The following is a 16418-nucleotide window of genomic DNA, read 5'->3' on the forward strand; positions in this document are numbered from 1 at the left end:
GGGCGAATCTGGGGATGGAAGTAATGCACGAGCGCAATGCTCACAACTTCCCGCTTGACCTGGCCAGTGGTGAAGCTACCCCCATTGCTCTGCAGGCTCCAGCAATCAACGGCTAATTACCTCCGCACAAACTCAAAAGCGCTCTTCTCCTATTTAGGAAGAGAGCGCTTTTGCCATAAACATAAAAATATTAATGAATCGGTAAAGGACGGATCGTAAATAGAGCCTCATGCCAAACTAAAGATGTGGGTATTTGCTGTTTCTCACCACGATTTGCTGCCCACTCTAACTACCAACTTGCTGATTTGAGATACGGAAATGGCTGCTCAAAAATCTCCTGGCGATCGCTTTCGGTCTGCCACCGATTTTCCTAAAACTATTGCTTCTCTCGAACCATCTGAAGCTGAACAAATTTATGTAGAGATGCGAGATTGCTTAATCTTTACGAATCGTAGCCGATCGCAACTCATTCGTCGCAATGAAGAACATAAGCAAATGACACTTGCTCTTAAGTCAGATCTACGCGATTACAAGCAGCCATCAACCAGTTAAACCGGGAGAAACAACAACTTGCTCAGAGCCAGCAAGCCGTTATTACTGAGTTGAATCGCGAACTGCAAGTCATGACCAATCGGATGGATCAACTCTCCCAAGCATTCTCCGACGTGGGGGATGTGAATAATGCAATGGGAGTCATGGCAATTCCTGGCCGTTTTAGTAGATTTTGGCAAGCCTTAAAAGCATTAGTCCTTTGGTGGCGAGAGGAATACGGAGATGACCTGCCAGAAAATTCTAGTACGTTGCCGGATTCTGCTCCCACGCCTACAGATGAAGATCGCCGTAACAACCCGCAAATGTATACGGATCCGGCTTCTGTTCAACGCTCGGAGCGGGATTGGTAAGACGTTATGGGTAGAAGACGGATAACTCAGTTGCTAGATCAACTGCAAGCTAATCAAGAGGCAGATTTGCAGAATGCGGCTGCAATTTTTACGGTGGCTCAGGTGGCAGTCAGTCAACTGGAGCAGCAGACTTCTGGGGACTCTGTTGAGATTGCGGCACTTCCCCCTACCACCCCCATGAATAAGGAAGAATTAAGACAGCGCTACGGATCTCACCATGCCTGCCGGAATGCAGCGAAACAAAAAGGAATTCATTTTCAGAAAACCCCAACTTGGGAGGAATTAGCAGAAGCATTCACCTATTTTGAGGCGTTTGAAAACCTGATTCAGGATTATTTGAAACGGCATCCACCTGGCCTGCGTGGAGTATCGATGCAATTTAGGATAGGCTGAATAAATTGGCTTATGGATGAGATGAGAGCACGATCGCGCTACAGTCAGACTTGGTGATTTAGGATTAACCACCCATGCAACAGCTTGGATTCATCGGTTTGGGGATTATGGGCAAGCCAATGGCAAAAAATTTGCTCAAAGCGGGCTATTCCCTCACGGTGTTTAATCGCAGTCGGAGTGCAATGGAAGAGTTGGCAACGGCTGGGGCAATGCTGGCCGAATCACCTGCACAGGTTGCTCAACGCAGTCATGTAGTACTGACCTGCTTGCCCGATTCCCCGGATGTGGAAGCCGTTGTTTTAGGTGAGAACGGCATTCTGGCTGGCGCTCGGCCTGGGATGTTGTATATCGACCATTCCACGATCGCCCCTGCTACAGCCCGTCGAATTTATGACAGGTTGCAGGCCAACAGTGTAGAAGCCCTGGATGCACCTGTTTCTGGAGGTGACATTGGTGCTCAACAGGGTACGCTGTCAATTATGGTGGGGGGAGATAAGGCCACCTTTCAGCGATCGCTGCCGATTCTGCAAGCAATGGGTAAAAACATTGTGTATGTTGGGGAGGCCGGAGCCGGACAGGTGACAAAAGCCTGTAATCAGCTTGTCGTGGCGATGGCTGTTCAGGCTGTAGCTGAAGCCCTCACCCTGGCCCAAAAATCGGGTGTGGATCCAGCTAAAGTTCGAGCCGCTCTGCTGGGAGGATTTGCCCAAAGCCGGGTGCTAGAAGTTCACGGTCAGCGCATGCTAGACCATTCCTTTCAAGCGGGCTTTACGTTGGAGTTGCACCGGAAGGATATGAACATCGTGCTGCAGACAGCCAAGGAGCTAAATTTACCCCTGCTGGGATCTGCCCAAGTCACAGAATTAATGAATGCTATGTTGGCTCAGGGTAAAGGCAATCTGGACAATTCTGCCCTGATCACCCTGTATGAACTTCTAGCAGGACTTTGATTAAAGCGATTGAATTGAGATCAAGACCTTCTCTGCCAGGGTGCCAGTAACTGCTTTGAAGTAAAAAATGTAACTAATTCTCAAGAAGGGATGATCGCACATGTGTAATTTTGATGACAGGTAAGGGAGGTGTCGGGAAAACCTCTGTTACCGTAGCCACTGGTCTGTGATGTGCCGAACTGGGTATAAAACCCTCTTCCTGAGTACGAATCTGGCTCGCTCGCTGTCTGATAGCTTTGATCTGGAGTTGGGGCATGATCCTCTTTTCTATACAGCCCAATCTCTGAGGAGGCACAACTAGATGCCCTGATGAAACTGGAAGGCAATTGGGGAGCTGTCAAGCGCTACATTCTTTAGGTGTTGCAGGGGTTCAGGGAATTTCTGTACGTTACGCTCTCTTTTACGCCGCTACCTGTGAAGGACGTGCTGCTGTATTCCTAGGAGATACTTGGTCTGGAAGCGATCGATTTTCATCAGTGGCTGAAGCGAACTGACTCTCAACGATCAGAGATTGGTTGCCTCTTACATTGATTACTGGTACTGCACACCCTGGGATGTACTCAAACATCATCTTAGTTTTCACTGGTAGAGCCTATTGCAGAAACTTTCTTAACTAGAAAAATCAACTGGAAAAATACCGATACAATAGAGCGTGTTTGTGGCGTAAGCCTGAATTCCTCTTTTTACTGGATTGCCCTATGTCAGCTTTCTCCTCTGCTCCCTTTTCTGACGAAACGATCGCGGCAGAAGGCATCAAGCCGGAGGAATACGAAGAAATTGTACATCGTCTCGGACGGCATCCCAACCAGGCAGAGTTAGGGATGTTTGGGGTGATGTGGTCAGAGCATTGTTGCTATAAAAACTCTCGCCCCCTGCTAAAACAGTTTCCCACTCAGGGGCCGCGCATTCTGGTGGGGCCAGGAGAAAATGCGGGTGTCGTGGATGTGGGGAATGGCCTGCGATTGGCCTTCAAAATTGAATCCCATAATCACCCATCTGCCGTTGAACCCTTTCAGGGAGCCGCTACAGGAGTGGGTGGCATTCTCCGCGATATTTTTACCATGGGTGCCCGCCCGATCGCCCTGCTCAATTCCCTGCGTTTCGGTTCCCTGGATGATCCCCGCACTCGTCGTCTGGTAAATGGAGTGGTCGCAGGCATTGCCCATTATGGGAACTGTGTGGGAGTGCCAACGGTGGGGGGTGAAGTCTACTTTGACCCGGCCTATTCCGGCAATCCCCTGGTGAATGTAATGGCTCTGGGATTGATGGAAACCCCAGAAATTGTCAAATCTGGCGCTAAAGGGATTGGCAACCCCGTTCTCTATGTGGGTTCTACGACAGGACGAGATGGGATGGGGGGAGCCAGCTTTGCCAGTGCAGAGTTGAGCGACGAATCGCTGGACGATCGCCCCGCTGTACAGGTTGGTGATCCCTTCCTGGAAAAATCGCTGATTGAAGCCTGCCTGGAAGCCTTTAAAACGGGGGCCGTGGTTGCTGCTCAGGATATGGGTGCTGCTGGGATTACCTGCTCTACTTCCGAGATGGCTGCCAAAGGGGGGGTTGGCATCGAACTGGATTTAGACAAAATTCCGGTGCGAGAAACTGGAATGGTGCCCTATGAGTACCTGTTGTCTGAATCCCAGGAACGCATGTTGTTTATCGCTGAAAAAGGCCGAGAGCAGGAACTGATCGATATTTTTGAACGCTGGGGGTTGCACGCAGTTGTCGCTGGAACCGTAATTGCCGAGCCAATCGTTCGCATTCTGTTCAAAGGCGCGATCGCCGCTGAAATTCCTGCCACTGCCCTAGCTGACAACACCCCCATTTACCACCGGGAATTGCTAGCTGAACCTCCTGAGTATGCCCGTCAAGCCTGGGAGTGGACAGACGATCGCCTGCCTCCCTGCACCCCGGAAGGGATCGAGGTATCTGATCTGGAGAATTCATACCACCGTTTGTGTAGCTGGAATGAGGTTTTGCTGGCCTTACTGAGTACGCCCACGATCGCCTCCAAACACTGGGTTTATCGCCAATACGACCATCAGGTACAGAACAACACCGTGATGCTACCGGGGGGAGCCGATGCCGCGATCGTTCGCCTGCGTCCACTGGCAATTCAAAATTCAGAATCCAACGATCTCGTTGCCCTGATCTCTAATCCCCAGTCCCCAACCCCTTCCTCCGGCATAGCTGCCACTGTGGATTGCAATTCCCGCTACGTTTACCTGCACCCCTACGAAGGAGCCAAAGCCGCTGTTGCGGAAGCGGCGCGGAATTTAAGTTGTGTCGGTGCCGAACCGTTAGCTGTGACGGATAACCTTAACTTTGGTAGCCCGGAAAAGCCGATCGGCTACTGGCAACTGGCCGAAGCTTGCCGAGGCTTAGCAGAAGCCTGTCAGGAATTCAGTACTCCTGTCACCGGAGGCAACGTTTCCCTCTACAACGAAACCCTAGATGCTGACGGCACTCCTCAACCGATCTACCCGACTCCTGTCGTTGGTATGGTTGGCCTGATTCCCGATCTGTCGAAAATTTGTGGTCAAGGCTGGCAGGCCGAAGGCGATCGCATTTATTTATTGGGCATCGGAGTAGGAAGGTTTGAGTTCTCAGGTTTGAGCTCTCAGTTACAAAATTCTCAAAACTCAAAACTTCTCACCCTCGGTGGCTCTGAATATCTGGCTACTATTCACCACACGATCGCAGGTTTGCCCCCTGCCATTGATTTTGCACTGGAGCGCCAGGTACAGTCGGTTTGTCGAGCAGGCATCCAACAGGGCTGGATTCGCTCAGCCCACGATTGCAGTGAAGGAGGACTTGCCGTAGCCCTGGCCGAGTGTTGCATCAGTGGCGGTTATGGAGCAGAGATTAAGCTGGAGATTAGAGATCAGGAATCAGGGATCAGGGAGCGGGAGACGGCAGCGCAAGCACTAATCCAAAATCCAAAGTCCAAAATCCAAAATTCCCACCGTTGGGATCATCTCCTATTTGCCGAAGGCGGTGCCCGCATTATCGTGTCTGTTGCGGCGGCTCACCAAGCTGACTGGGAGGCTTATTTGCAGAACCATTTAGCCGGCTATTGGCAGTCCTTGGGAAGTGTTGGCCGCTGGTGGGGAGAGTTAACAATTTCAACAGAAGATAATCTGTCCTTAATTCATTTGAATATACCGACGATCAGCGATCGCTGGAACACCGCGATCGAACACCGCTTGATGGCCTGAAAATGCAAGGTCGTAAATCCCTACGTTCTGTTCATCAGAAAGAAATCCAGGAATAAATCTGTGATTGCTAGGATGTAACCACAAGTAATGAGAAGATTAAGCAAAGCATAAGTAATGTTTCTTAACGTTACGGCCTGACCTATTGATTCTCTGCTGTATCAATACTTTGGAGCAAACCTAAAGATGATGCCCATTGACTTTCCCGTTGAGGATGGCTCTCCTGATCGGTTTAATGTCCTATCAGGAGTAGTTTCGGATCGGCCAGACAAGCCAGAAGAAGCCTGTGGCGTGTTTGCCGTGTATGCACCAGGGGAATCTGCTGCTAAGCTTACTTACTTCGGCTTATATGCCTTGCAGCACCGGGGGCAGGAGTCGGCAGGTATTGCTACCTTCACGGGAAATCAGGTGCATCTCTATAAGGAGATGGGACTGGTATCTCAGGTGTTTAATGAGACGATTTTGAACGAGTTGCCAGGAGAAATGGCGATCGGTCATACTCGTTACTCCACGACAGGCTCCAGTCGCGTGGTGAATGCTCAACCTGCTGTCGTTGATACCCGTCTGGGACCGTTGGCCTTAGCTCACAACGGCAATCTGGTAAATACCCCCGAACTACGGGAAGAGTTGCTGCAGAACAATCACAATCTGGTGACTACCACTGATTCCGAGTTAATTGCGTTTGCGATTGCGGAAGAAGTCAATAGTGGCAAATCCTGGTTAGAAGGCGCGATCAGTGCGTTTCACCGCTGTCATGGAGCCTTTAGTCTGGCGATCGGGACACCGGAGGGCATCATTGGCACCCGCGACCCCAATGGCATTCGACCTTTGGTAATTGGCACCCTGCCGCAAACTAACTCTGCCGATCCCCTGCGCTATGTGCTGGCTTCCGAAACCTGTGGTCTGGATATCATTGGGGCCGAATACTTGCGAGATGTAGAACCGGGAGAACTGGTTTGGATCACCTCAGAAGGGTTGGCATCCTTTCACTGGATCACTCAACCTCAGCCCAAGCTCTGTATCTTTGAAATGATCTACTTTGCCCGTCCTGATAGTGTGATGAACAGTGAAAGTTTGTATACCTATCGGATGCGGATTGGCCGAATCCTGGCCATGGAATCTCCGGCAGAGGCGGATATTGTGATTGCGGTGCCCGATTCGGGCGTGCCAGCGGCAATCGGCTATTCTCAAGCGTCTGGGATTCCCTATGCCGAAGGGTTGATCAAAAACCGTTATGTTGGGCGCACCTTTATTCAACCAACTCAAGTGATGCGGGAATCTGGCATTCGCATGAAGCTCAACCCGCTAAAGGATGTGCTGGCGGGTAAACGGGTGGTACTTGTGGATGACTCGATCGTTCGGGGTACCACCAGCCGCAAAATTGTGAAAGCCTTACGGGATGCGGGCGCGATCGAAGTCCATATGCGGATTTCTTCTCCGCCCGTCACTCATCCCTGTTTCTACGGCATTGACACCGATAGCCAGGATCACCTGATCGCAGCTACCAAGTCGGTACAAGAAATTGCAGCACAGATTGAAGTGGACTCTCTCAGCTATCTGAGTTGGTCAGGGATGCTACAGGCAACTCAGGATAATCCAGAGCATTTCTGTTCAGCCTGTTTCACTGGAGATTATCCAGTCAGCATTCCTGAGCCTCTGAAGCGATCGAAATTGATGCTGGAAACGAAGCGTCCCGCCCTGGAAACCGTGACCCCAGTTTAATGAATATTGGCGATCCGAAAGCCCATCTGGCATTCAAATTGGTCTGGATCCTGATCGTTAAATTTCTGGAGGGCACGACCACAGCGCAGACGACCCCCAGACCAGCGAGGTTGACCACTTTGATCGGCCATCAAACAGGTCTGGCAAACTTGCCCTGGGGAAATTAGCTGATTATCCATCAGGATGACAAGCATACAGCACCTCCCGTGTATAACCTTTGCCTTCATTGTATGGCAGGAATTTGATGAGCGGAGATCGCTCTTACACAGTGTAATGTAGTCAACAGACCAGACAGTGTCGTGTTTTACTTCTCGGGAAATGAGGAGTTGCAAGCATGACCAACTCTGATTGTCATAACAAGATCCGATAATAGAGTATAGAGATTTACTGACCTGATAATTGACCTGATAGTTGTTTTTGCTTGAAATGTTTGCTTAGAGGTTCATCCGTGACTCAGACTAACCTAGACTTTCTTGCCCAATCCGATCCAGCGATCGCCAATATCATCAGTCATGAATTGCAGCGGCAACGGGATCACCTGGAGCTAATAGCCAGCGAAAACTTTACCTCTGCGGCAGTGCTGGTGGCTCAAGGGTCGGTGCTGACTAACAAATATGCTGAAGGTTTGCCCGGTAAGCGCTATTACGGTGGCTGCGAATATATCGATCAGGCCGAGCAACTGGCGATCGATCGGGCGAAACAACTCTTTGGAGCCGCCCATGCCAACGTGCAACCCCACTCCGGTGCTCAAGCCAATTTTGCCGTCTTCCTCAGCCTGCTCGAACCTGGAGACACGATCATGGGCATGGATCTGTCTCACGGAGGCCACCTGACTCACGGTTCACCCGTGAATGTGTCTGGCAAATGGTTCAAGGTGCAGCACTATGGGGTCAGCCCGGAAACCGAGCAACTGGACTATGACCAGGTACGGGAACTGGCCTTACAGCACCGTCCCAAGCTAATCATCTGTGGCTACTCGGCCTATCCCCGCATCATCCAATTTGATAAATTCCGGGCGATCGCAGATGAAGTCGGCGCTTACTTGCTGGCGGACATTGCCCATATTGCCGGACTGGTCGCTACCGGTCATCATCCCAATCCTCTGCCCCACTGCCATGTCGTCACCACGACCACTCACAAGACCTTGCGGGGGCCAAGAGGTGGCCTAATCATGACCCAGGATCCAGAACTGGGTAAAAAACTGGATAAAGCGGTCTTCCCCGGAACGCAAGGCGGCCCTCTGGAGCATGTGATCGCAGCTAAGGCAGTTGCCTTTGGAGAAGCTTTGAAGCCGGAATTCAAAACCTATTCTGCCCAGGTGATTGAGAATGCCCGTGCGATGGCAAATCAACTCCAGGTACGGGGCTTCAAGATTGTCTCTGGCGGAACCGATAATCACCTGATGCTGGTGGATCTGCGATCGATCAGCATGACGGGCAAAGTAGCCGATCAGCTTGTCAGCGGAGTCAATATTACGGCCAACAAAAATACGGTTCCCTTTGATCCCGAATCTCCCTTTGTCACCAGCGGCTTGCGCCTAGGAACGCCAGCCATGACTACACGGGGTATGGGAGCGACGGAGTTTACCGAAATCGCCAACATTATTGCCGATCGCCTGTTGCATCCAGAGGATGAGTCTGTTGCTCAGGATTGTCGGCGGCGGGTGGCAGATCTGTGCGATCGCTTTCCCCTCTATCCTCACCTCACTATCCCTGTTCCGGCACTGGCCTAAAAGCCGCCTGAAGGACAAGGGACTAAATAATTTGTGTAGGTCGGGTTGAGGGACAAAACCCAACGTCCTGGAGACAATGGGCTTCATGCTGTGCCCCAACCTGCGAAAATTCAATTCATTCGAGGCACAGGAAATGTTTCCCTTGGGGGAAGGACACCTGTGCCTATTTTTGTAAGATGATGAATCTTGATCTGATAATTTTGATCAGATAAAAGTTTGAGATTATTTTCAACCTTGTCTAAAGCCAAAATCGGAGTTTCTCTGATGGGAAAACGACCGCCCTCTAGCTGACCTTGGTTTAAGATTTAAAACTTGAGTCCAAAATTGCTAGTTTTTTCCGAAACGGCAGTGTGCTCAACCCGATTGTCTTAAAAGGTGTTTGAAAAGTCACTTGTTGTAACGAAAGGCACCCGTTGATCCCCCTTAGTCCCCCTTAGAAAGGGGGAAACGGGTCTCAAAGTCCTCCTTTTCAGGGGGGATTCAGGGGGATCTAGACCGTTTTGTTACCAGCAAGAGAACTTCTCAAACATTTTCTCAAATAAGACTAGCTAATAAAATCTAGCTTTCATTCACAATTATTTGCTAACGATCGGCTGAAATGAAGTAGACTCTTCCTGTCAGTTGTCCTACCCCCTTACCGATGACTCAATACTGGTACCACCTCACTGCTTTTCTCGTTGCCACACTGGTTGTCCTTTGGGCCACGCCCCAAGTGAAAAAGTTTGGCCTCAAATGGAGACTCGTTGATCGACCGGGTGGGCGGAAAATTCATCGTCGTCCCATGGTGCGGTTAGGTGGGGTGGCCATTTTTGCTGGAGCCTTAGTTTCGTTGCTGGTGGTCTGGTGGTTGGGCGGATTTGGCATTCAAACTCCCCAAAAAGAGTATGAAATCTGGGGGGTGGCCATTGGCGGGATTGCCTTCTTTCTCATTGGGCTGGCAGACGATCTATTAACATTACCAGCTATTACCCGGCTAGTAGCCCAGCTAACAGTCGCGGCCCTGGTCTGGCAGGCAGGAGTGCAAATTGAATTTTTAACCATGCCCTATGTCGGCTTAGTTCAATTGCATGACTGGATCAGTTTGCCAATTACCGTCATCTGGCTAGTGGGAATGGCTAATGCCATTAACATGATCGATGGTTTAGATGGGTTAGCAGCGGGGGTGGCTGGCATCGCAGCTACTGTGATGCTGATTGTGGCTCTGTTTATGAACCAGCCAGCCGCGGCTTTGATTGCTGCCGCCCTGGCTGGTGCCTGTCTCGGCTTTTTACGGTACAACTTCAATCCGGCTCAAATCTTTATGGGAGACGGAGGTGCTTATTTTATTGGCTTCACGTTAGCCGGAGTCGGCATTATTGGATTGGTGAAAGCGGTCACAACCGTAGCCGTCCTGCTCCCTTATCTGATTCTGGCAGTGCCCATTCTGGATATCTTCACTGTTGTGGTGGCTCGTCTGCGTCGTGGTCAATCCCCCTTCAAGGCCGACAAACGCCATTTACATCACCGTTTGCTACAGGCCGGATTATCGCAACGACTGGCTGTTCTGTTTATCTATTCTCTGACCTTGTGGGCCGGAACGCTGGCTCTTGCTGTTTCTAATATGCCCAGTGGCTGGGGATATGCCTTCGGTGCCACGTTGCTTTTAAGCTTTACCAGTTGGCAGGTCTGGAAAACGGCGAAGCAGTAGAGGATAGAAATTAGGGATTAGGACTTAGGGATGAGTGGACAGTGAAGTGTGAAGAGTGCTGAGATTATTTGTGTTGGAACGGAGTTACTGCTGGGCGATATTCTGAATACGAATGCCCAGTTTTTGGCACAGGAGTTAGCGCGGCTGGGGATTGCTCATTACTATCAATCGGTGGTAGGAGATAATCCGGAGCGGATTCAGCGGGTGGTCAGAACGGCTTGCGATCGTGCCCAACTGCTGATCTTCACAGGGGGGTTGGGGCCAACTCCTGATGACCTGACCCATGCCACGCTGGCTGACTGTTTTGGGGTGCCGCTGGTCGAACATCCAGAGATCCTGGAGGACATTGCCCGCAAATTTGTCGGCAGGGGACGCACTATGACCCCCAATAACCGGAAGCAGGCGCTCTTGCCAGAAGGTGCTCAGGTGTTAACAAATCCAAGAGGTAGTGCTCCGGGAATCATCTGGCAGCCGCGATCGGATGTCACGATTCTCACCTTCCCCGGTGTGCCTGCTGAATTGAAAGTGATGTGGCAGGAAGTTGCGATTCCCTACCTGAAGGCACAGGGTTGGGTGACCAGCACAGTGTACAGCCGTTTGCTGAAATTTTGGGGGATTTCCGAGTCTGTCCTGGCTGAAAAGGTGCAGCCCTTTTTTGATTTGCAAAATCCTACTGTGGCTCCCTATGCCAATTTGGGAGAAGTAAAACTGCGGATTACGGCCCTCGCCGACTCGGAAACCGCTGCCCAGGACCTAATCACGCCCGTTGAGCAACAACTCCGGGAAGTTGGGGGATTGGATTGTTATGGAGCCGATGAGGATAGTTTGGCCTCGGTTGTAGGAGAATTACTGCAAACGAAGGGAGCCACTCTTGCTGTCGCTGAATCCTGTACGGGAGGTGGCTTGGGGGCCATGCTGACACAAATATCGGGAAGTTCCAGCTATTTCTGGGGAGGTGTCATTTCCTACGACAACTCAGTCAAAGTCCGGCTATTAGGTGTTAATCCCCAGGACTTGGCAGACCAGGGAGCCGTCAGCCACACTGTGGCTCAACAGATGGCCGCAGGGGTACGCGATCGCCTTAACACCACCTGGGGACTCAGCATTACTGGAATTGCTGGCCCTACAGGAGGCAGTGCAGAAAAACCAGTTGGCCTGGTTTACATTGGGTTGGCTGGAGCCAACGGTGTGCAGAGTTATGAACATCGTTTTGGAGCCAGCCAGGGACGGGAATGGGTTCGCCACCTGAGTGCCTGTACTGCTCTGGATCACCTGCGGCGATCGCTCCTGGATGAAAGTTCTCAGTTTTAAATTCTCAGTTCAACTCACAACTCAAAGCTTAGCTCCCCTCCCCCCCTTCAGTAATCTTTCGGATAAAGTTTAAACAGATCTTCCCTCCCCTATGTCCTTACGAAATAAATTGGGTACAATTGCTATATGTAATCAGACCCTGGACTCATACCGGAGTTTAAAATCAAGACTTGGGTGGTTGAGGCCAAGCTGTGGTTAAGGAGCTTTTGTTCAATGGATTACCTGGAAAAGGTGCTCGATAAACTTAAGGAATGGGCTCGCAGACTGATTGAAGCATTGCTAGGGCCAGAACACCAACCAGATCCCGAGCCGATTCCAATTCCGGTGAACGACCCTCAGCGCCGTTAACTCGCTCCGGTTTGTTTGAGAGATCGTAGAGTTGATCAAGATTTTGGTTTTACACGGGCCAAACCTGAATCTGTTGGGAATGCGCGAACCCGGCATTTACGGTTCAGTGACATTGGCTGAGATTAATCAGAAGTTGCAAACGGCAGCAACTTCTTTGGGGGCTGAAGTAATGTGCTTACAAGCTAATTCTGAAGGTGCTCTGGTTGATGCGATTCATTCTGCCTGGGGTACCCAGCAAGGTTTATTAATTAATGCTGGCGCTTATACCCATACCAGTATTGCGATCCGGGATGCGATCGCCGCTGTGAACATCCCTACGGTTGAAGTTCATCTCAGCAATATCTATCGTCGTGAACAGTTCCGTCACCACTCTTACATTGCCCCTATTGCGATCGGGCAGATTAGTGGCTTTGGCGCTGAGAGTTACTATCTGGGATTACAAGCCTTAGTTCATCATCTTCAGGTAACTGGAATATAGAAATTGATGGCTGTCTAAGGCTGAGGGCTGAGAGCAGAAGTGATGCCCCAGGCTCTCTTGTAGGGAAGGTTTTCAACCAAGTCCAGCTAGAGAACGGTCGTTTTCCGATCAGAGAAACTACGGTTCTGGACTTGGACAAGGTTTAGTTTTTTAGATGGGCGAAATGTTGTGTAATGAGAAGAACTTCGTCTGCTTTTTTACTAACCTGTATTCCCCTATACTGTCTGGCACCATGGAATTTGTTGAATTGGCCGTCAATGGCACTCTGATGCGTGGCCTGGAACTGAATGGCAATATGCATCTAGTTGGTGCCAAATTTGTTCGCGAGGCACACACCGAGCCAAATTATCGCCTCTGGTCGATTGCCGATCGCCATCCAGCCATGCAGCGAGTAGCTACTGGAGGACGTGCGATCGCTGTGGAAATCTGGTCTGTTCCAGCGGCTGGGATCGCAACCTTGCTGTTGTTGGAACCACCTGGCCTTGGCATTGGTAAAGTGCGTCTCTCTACGGGGGAAGAAGTGTTGGGGGTATTAGGAGAAGCCCTCTTATGTGAGGGGCAGAAAGACATTACAGTTTGGGGTGGATGGCGGGCTCATATCGCAAATTGTCTTCCTGAATCAGGCAAGGAGGTTGCATGACTGAACCCATCCCTAGTGCTGCAGAATATATCGATCAGGCCGCTGCAGTCGTTGGCCTACCTATTCCTCCGGAGTATCATCACGGCGTCGTTGAGAACTTTGAGCGCATCCAGATAGTCGCTCAACTCGTTATGGACTTTCCCCTCCCCGAAGACACAGAAATTGCCCCTGTCTTTGAACTCTAAGAAAAGGCAGAAGACAGAGGGCAGAAGGCAGAAGGCTTCAAATTGAATGTCCGATCTCCAATTCCTAATTCCTGCTCCCTCATCCCCGATCTCTGATCCCTAATATCCCCCCTGCCAATCCAAAATCACAAATCCAAAATCCAAAATAGATATGGCTAACCCTTTTCCAGACGCTACCAGCATTGCCGAAAGTGTACGGGGTCGAGAAGTATCGGCCAAATCAGTTGTCGCGGCGGCGTTAGCTCGGATTGGAGAATACAACCCCCGCCTCAATTGCTTTACTACGATCCTGGCCGATCGTGCCCTGGCCGATGCTGAAGCGGTGGATCAGGCGATCGCGCAAGGTCAGGATCCCGGCCCACTGGCGGGAGTGCCCTTTGGTGTGAAAGATTTATTTGATATTGCAGGAGTTGTCACGCTGGCAGGCTCCAAAATTAACCGCGATCGTCCTCCGGCGACTCAGGATGCCACGCTGATCACCCGGCTCAAACAGGCTGGGGCGATTTTGGTGGGGGCACAGAATATGGATGAGTATGCCTATGGCTTTGTCACGGAAAACAGTCACTATGGGCCAAGTCGTAATCCCCATGATTTGCATCGGATCACAGGTGGCTCTTCTGGCGGTTCTGTAGCATCGGTGGCGGCAGGCATGGTGCCTTTTTCCTTGGGATCAGATACCAATGGATCGATCCGAGTGCCTGCCGCGCTCTGTGGCATTTTTGGCCTGAAACCCACCTATGGACGACTGTCCCGTGCCGGCACTTATCCTTTCGTTGGTAGCCTGGATCATCTGGGGCCGTTTACCCGATCGGTGCGAGATCTGGCCTTAATCTTTGACCTTTTGCAGGGTCATGATCCCGCTGATCCCGTCTGCACTACTCGTCCCCCAGTTCCCTGCCTGCCAGAATTGACCAAAGGGATCGACGGACTACGAATTGCAGTAGCAGATGGATACTTTGCCCAAGGGGGAGAGCCAGAAGCTTTTGAAACAGTCGCCAGGGTAGCCGATGCTCTGGCAGCCAAACAAACTATTACAATCCCAGAAGCCCACCGAGCCAGAGCCGCCGCATTTATCATTACCGCCTGTGAAGGGAGCAATCTACATTTGCAAGACTTACGGCAGCGGCCCCAAGATTTTGATCCGGCGACTCGCGATCGCTTCCTGGCAGGTGCGCTAATTCCCGCCAACTGGTACTTACAAGCCCAACGTTTCCGCCAGTGGTATCGCGATCGGGTACGGGAACTGTTTACCCAGGTCGATATCATTCTGGCTCCCACCGTTCCCTGTGTGGCTCCATTGATTGGTCAAACGACCTGGGTATTGGACGGTGTAGAAATGCTGGTGCGTCCCAATGTAGGATTATTTACTCAACCGCTTTCGTTCATTGGCCTACCCATTGTTTCCATCCCCCTGCACCGCCCCGGATACCTCCCGCTAGGTGTTCAAGTTATTGGTGCGCCCTATCAGGAAGCCTCTGTCCTGAGAGTTGCCGCTTTCCTGGAAGCTCACGGCATTGCCTCTGCTCCCGTCCCGGTCATCCCTAACTCTTAACTCTTAACGCTGAACTTTTCCCTACTGCCTCTTCCCATGTCCCTCCCCTCCTCCGCTTACCTCTCCTTCACTCCTGACCTGACCATTTGCCGGATTCTGAATGGTATGTGGCAGGTCTCCGGTGGTCATGGCAGGATCGATCCCCAGGCCGCGATCGCCAGTATGTTCCACTATGTAGATGCTGGATTTACCACCTGGGATTTAGCCGACCACTATGGCCCTGCGGAAGACTTCATTGGCGAATTCCGGCGACAGCTGCAGGCGACTCGCGGAGTAGAGAGTCTGTCAAAGATTCAGGCGTTTACCAAGTGGGTACCCCGTCCTGGCAAAATGACTCGCCAGATTGTCGAGGACAACATTAATATTTCCCTGCGCCGGATGGATGTACCTGCCCTAGATCTACTGCAATTTCACTGGTGGGAGTACCGCGATCCGGGTTATCTGGATGCTCTCAAATATATGGCTGAGTTACAGCAGGAAGGCAAAATCAAGCATCTGGCCCTGACCAACTTTGATACTGAACATCTGAAAATCATCCTGGATCACGGAATTCAGATTGTGTCCAATCAGGTGCAGTATTCGCTGGTCGATCGCCGTCCAGAAGTGGCAATGGCCGCTTTTTGCCAGCAGCACAATATCAAACTATTCGCTTATGGCACGGTTTGCGGTGGCTTACTGTCTGAAAAGTATCTGGGTGTGCAGGAACCGGGACGCTGGGAGTTAAATACCGCCTCGCAACGTAAGTATCACCAGATGATCAGTGCCTGGGGGGGCTGGAATTTATTTCAGGAGTTGTTGCAAACGCTGCATGCGATCGCCCAGAAACACTCAGTCAGCATTGCCAATGTCGCCGTTCGGTTCATTCTGGATCAACCTGCAGTGGGAGGGGTGATTGTCGGTGTTCGTCTAGGTGTGTCAGAACACATTGTCGATAATGCTAGAGTGTTTGGACTTAACCTGGATGAGGACGATCGTGTTCAATTAGAAGCTGTGACCCGTGAATCTCGCAACCTGTTTCAGATGATTGGTGATTGTGGAGATGAATACAGGCGATAGGGAGATGCTATAATTATTAAGCTTTGAGGGTGACTAGCGCAACGGTAGCGCATCGGACTCTTAATCCGCTGGCTCTGGGTTCGAATCCCAGGTCACCCATGATTTTTGCTGATAAGGATTTCTAAAATTACCTCTGCGGGTGAAGTTTGGCTATACAGTAATCGGTTATTGCCCTGGATCTGGTGAGGCTAGTCCTAATAGAGAGCGATCGAGTGTTTTAATGGGACAATTAAAGGGCTTTGATGTA

Annotated in this window: 15 protein-coding genes, 1 tRNA gene and 1 pseudogene; 16 read left to right on the forward strand and 1 reads right to left on the reverse strand. The window is 50.9% G+C overall.

Translation table 11 applies throughout. The features are described from left to right. The 7 genes and pseudogenes from ACUVQO_RS18330 to purF all read left to right on the forward strand — a co-directional run. A pseudogene (locus ACUVQO_RS18330) lies at positions 1-116 on the forward strand (photosystem II q(b) protein); the annotation flags it as partial. A 202-nt stretch (positions 117-318) separates the two neighbouring features. Then, the gene (locus ACUVQO_RS18335) at positions 319-552 is read left to right on the forward strand and encodes a hypothetical protein (protein ID WP_445927276.1); all 234 of its coding nucleotides are present in this window, start codon (positions 319-321) and stop codon (positions 550-552) included. A gap of 71 nt (positions 553-623) precedes the next feature. Then, on the forward strand, positions 624-902 hold the full coding sequence (locus ACUVQO_RS18340; RefSeq protein WP_445927277.1) for a hypothetical protein: 279 nt from the start codon (positions 624-626) through the stop codon (positions 900-902). Positions 903-908: 6 nt separating this feature from the next. After that, entirely contained in the window at positions 909-1295 is a 387-nt protein-coding gene (locus ACUVQO_RS18345) for a hypothetical protein (RefSeq protein ID WP_445927278.1), read from the forward strand. A 74-nt stretch (positions 1296-1369) separates the two neighbouring features. Further along, a complete protein-coding gene (locus ACUVQO_RS18350; RefSeq protein WP_445927279.1) occupies positions 1370-2245 on the forward strand; it encodes a 2-hydroxy-3-oxopropionate reductase in 876 nt (291 codons plus the stop codon). A 698-nt stretch (positions 2246-2943) separates the two neighbouring features. Beyond that, entirely contained in the window at positions 2944-5463 is a 2520-nt protein-coding gene (gene purL, locus ACUVQO_RS18355) for a phosphoribosylformylglycinamidine synthase subunit PurL (protein ID WP_445927280.1), read from the forward strand. A gap of 183 nt (positions 5464-5646) precedes the next feature. Continuing rightward, a complete protein-coding gene (gene purF / locus ACUVQO_RS18360) occupies positions 5647-7182 on the forward strand; it encodes an amidophosphoribosyltransferase (protein ID WP_445927281.1) in 1536 nt (511 codons plus the stop codon). Here the strand turns inward: purF and ACUVQO_RS18365 are convergent. Further along, positions 7179-7376, reverse strand: a complete 198-nt coding sequence (locus ACUVQO_RS18365) for a hypothetical protein (RefSeq protein WP_233743166.1) — start codon at positions 7374-7376, stop codon at positions 7179-7181. The genes purF and ACUVQO_RS18365 overlap by 4 nt on opposite strands. A 254-nt stretch (positions 7377-7630) precedes the next feature. Between ACUVQO_RS18365 and glyA the strand changes: the two genes are divergently transcribed. The 9 genes from glyA to ACUVQO_RS18410 all read left to right on the forward strand — a co-directional run bounded on the left by glyA (position 7631) and on the right by ACUVQO_RS18410 (position 16270). Beyond that, positions 7631-8914 carry a serine hydroxymethyltransferase gene (glyA, locus tag ACUVQO_RS18370; protein ID WP_445927282.1) on the forward strand — a complete coding sequence of 428 codons (1284 nt, stop codon included), beginning with the start codon at positions 7631-7633 and terminating at the stop codon, positions 8912-8914. 640 nt (positions 8915-9554) lie between these two features. Further along, positions 9555-10601 carry a glycosyltransferase family 4 protein gene (locus ACUVQO_RS18375; RefSeq protein ID WP_445927283.1) on the forward strand — a complete coding sequence of 349 codons (1047 nt, stop codon included), beginning with the start codon at positions 9555-9557 and terminating at the stop codon, positions 10599-10601. A 48-nt stretch (positions 10602-10649) separates the two neighbouring features. Continuing rightward, on the forward strand, positions 10650-11912 hold the full coding sequence (locus ACUVQO_RS18380; RefSeq protein WP_445927284.1) for a competence/damage-inducible protein A: 1263 nt from the start codon (positions 10650-10652) through the stop codon (positions 11910-11912). A 379-nt stretch (positions 11913-12291) separates the two neighbouring features. Beyond that, positions 12292-12738 (forward strand): type II 3-dehydroquinate dehydratase, encoded by a 447-nt coding sequence (aroQ, locus tag ACUVQO_RS18385; protein ID WP_445927285.1) that lies wholly within the window; start codon positions 12292-12294, stop codon positions 12736-12738. A gap of 232 nt (positions 12739-12970) precedes the next feature. Next, positions 12971-13378 carry an allophanate hydrolase-related protein gene (locus ACUVQO_RS18390; protein ID WP_445927286.1) on the forward strand — a complete coding sequence of 136 codons (408 nt, stop codon included), beginning with the start codon at positions 12971-12973 and terminating at the stop codon, positions 13376-13378. After that, positions 13375-13563: a DUF4089 domain-containing protein gene (locus ACUVQO_RS18395; protein WP_445927287.1), complete on the forward strand. Its 189-nt coding sequence runs from the start codon at positions 13375-13377 to the stop codon at positions 13561-13563. The genes ACUVQO_RS18390 and ACUVQO_RS18395 overlap by 4 nt, the downstream gene beginning before the upstream one ends. Before the next feature lie 151 nt (positions 13564-13714). Then, complete coding sequence (locus ACUVQO_RS18400; protein WP_445927288.1) at positions 13715-15115, forward strand: AtzE family amidohydrolase; 1401 nt, start codon at positions 13715-13717, stop codon at positions 15113-15115. A gap of 36 nt (positions 15116-15151) precedes the next feature. Further along, complete coding sequence (locus ACUVQO_RS18405; RefSeq protein WP_445927289.1) at positions 15152-16171, forward strand: aldo/keto reductase; 1020 nt, start codon at positions 15152-15154, stop codon at positions 16169-16171. Between the two features lie 27 nt (positions 16172-16198). Then, positions 16199-16270, forward strand: a tRNA-Lys gene (locus ACUVQO_RS18410). The last annotated feature ends 148 nt before the right edge of the window (positions 16271-16418 follow it).

This window comes from Leptodesmis sp., from assembly GCF_052746595.1.

Excerpts from the sequence above, each read along its gene's own strand:
- ACUVQO_RS18335 (WP_445927276.1), top strand. The coding sequence starts at position 319 with ATGGCTGCTCAAAAATCTCCTGGCGATCGCTTTCGGTCTGCCACCGAT.
- ACUVQO_RS18340 (WP_445927277.1), top strand. The coding sequence starts at position 624 with ATGACCAATCGGATGGATCAACTCTCCCAAGCATTCTCCGACGTGGGG.
- ACUVQO_RS18345 (WP_445927278.1), top strand. The coding sequence starts at position 909 with ATGGGTAGAAGACGGATAACTCAGTTGCTAGATCAACTGCAAGCTAAT.
- ACUVQO_RS18350 (WP_445927279.1), top strand. The coding sequence starts at position 1,370 with ATGCAACAGCTTGGATTCATCGGTTTGGGGATTATGGGCAAGCCAATG.
- purL (WP_445927280.1), top strand. The coding sequence starts at position 2,944 with ATGTCAGCTTTCTCCTCTGCTCCCTTTTCTGACGAAACGATCGCGGCA.
- purF (WP_445927281.1), top strand. The coding sequence starts at position 5,647 with ATGATGCCCATTGACTTTCCCGTTGAGGATGGCTCTCCTGATCGGTTT.
- ACUVQO_RS18365 (WP_233743166.1), bottom strand. The coding sequence starts at position 7,376 with ATGCTTGTCATCCTGATGGATAATCAGCTAATTTCCCCAGGGCAAGTT.
- ACUVQO_RS18375 (WP_445927283.1), top strand. The coding sequence starts at position 9,555 with ATGACTCAATACTGGTACCACCTCACTGCTTTTCTCGTTGCCACACTG.
- ACUVQO_RS18390 (WP_445927286.1), top strand. The coding sequence starts at position 12,971 with ATGGAATTTGTTGAATTGGCCGTCAATGGCACTCTGATGCGTGGCCTG.
- ACUVQO_RS18395 (WP_445927287.1), top strand. The coding sequence starts at position 13,375 with ATGACTGAACCCATCCCTAGTGCTGCAGAATATATCGATCAGGCCGCT.
- ACUVQO_RS18400 (WP_445927288.1), top strand. The coding sequence starts at position 13,715 with ATGGCTAACCCTTTTCCAGACGCTACCAGCATTGCCGAAAGTGTACGG.
- ACUVQO_RS18405 (WP_445927289.1), top strand. The coding sequence starts at position 15,152 with ATGTCCCTCCCCTCCTCCGCTTACCTCTCCTTCACTCCTGACCTGACC.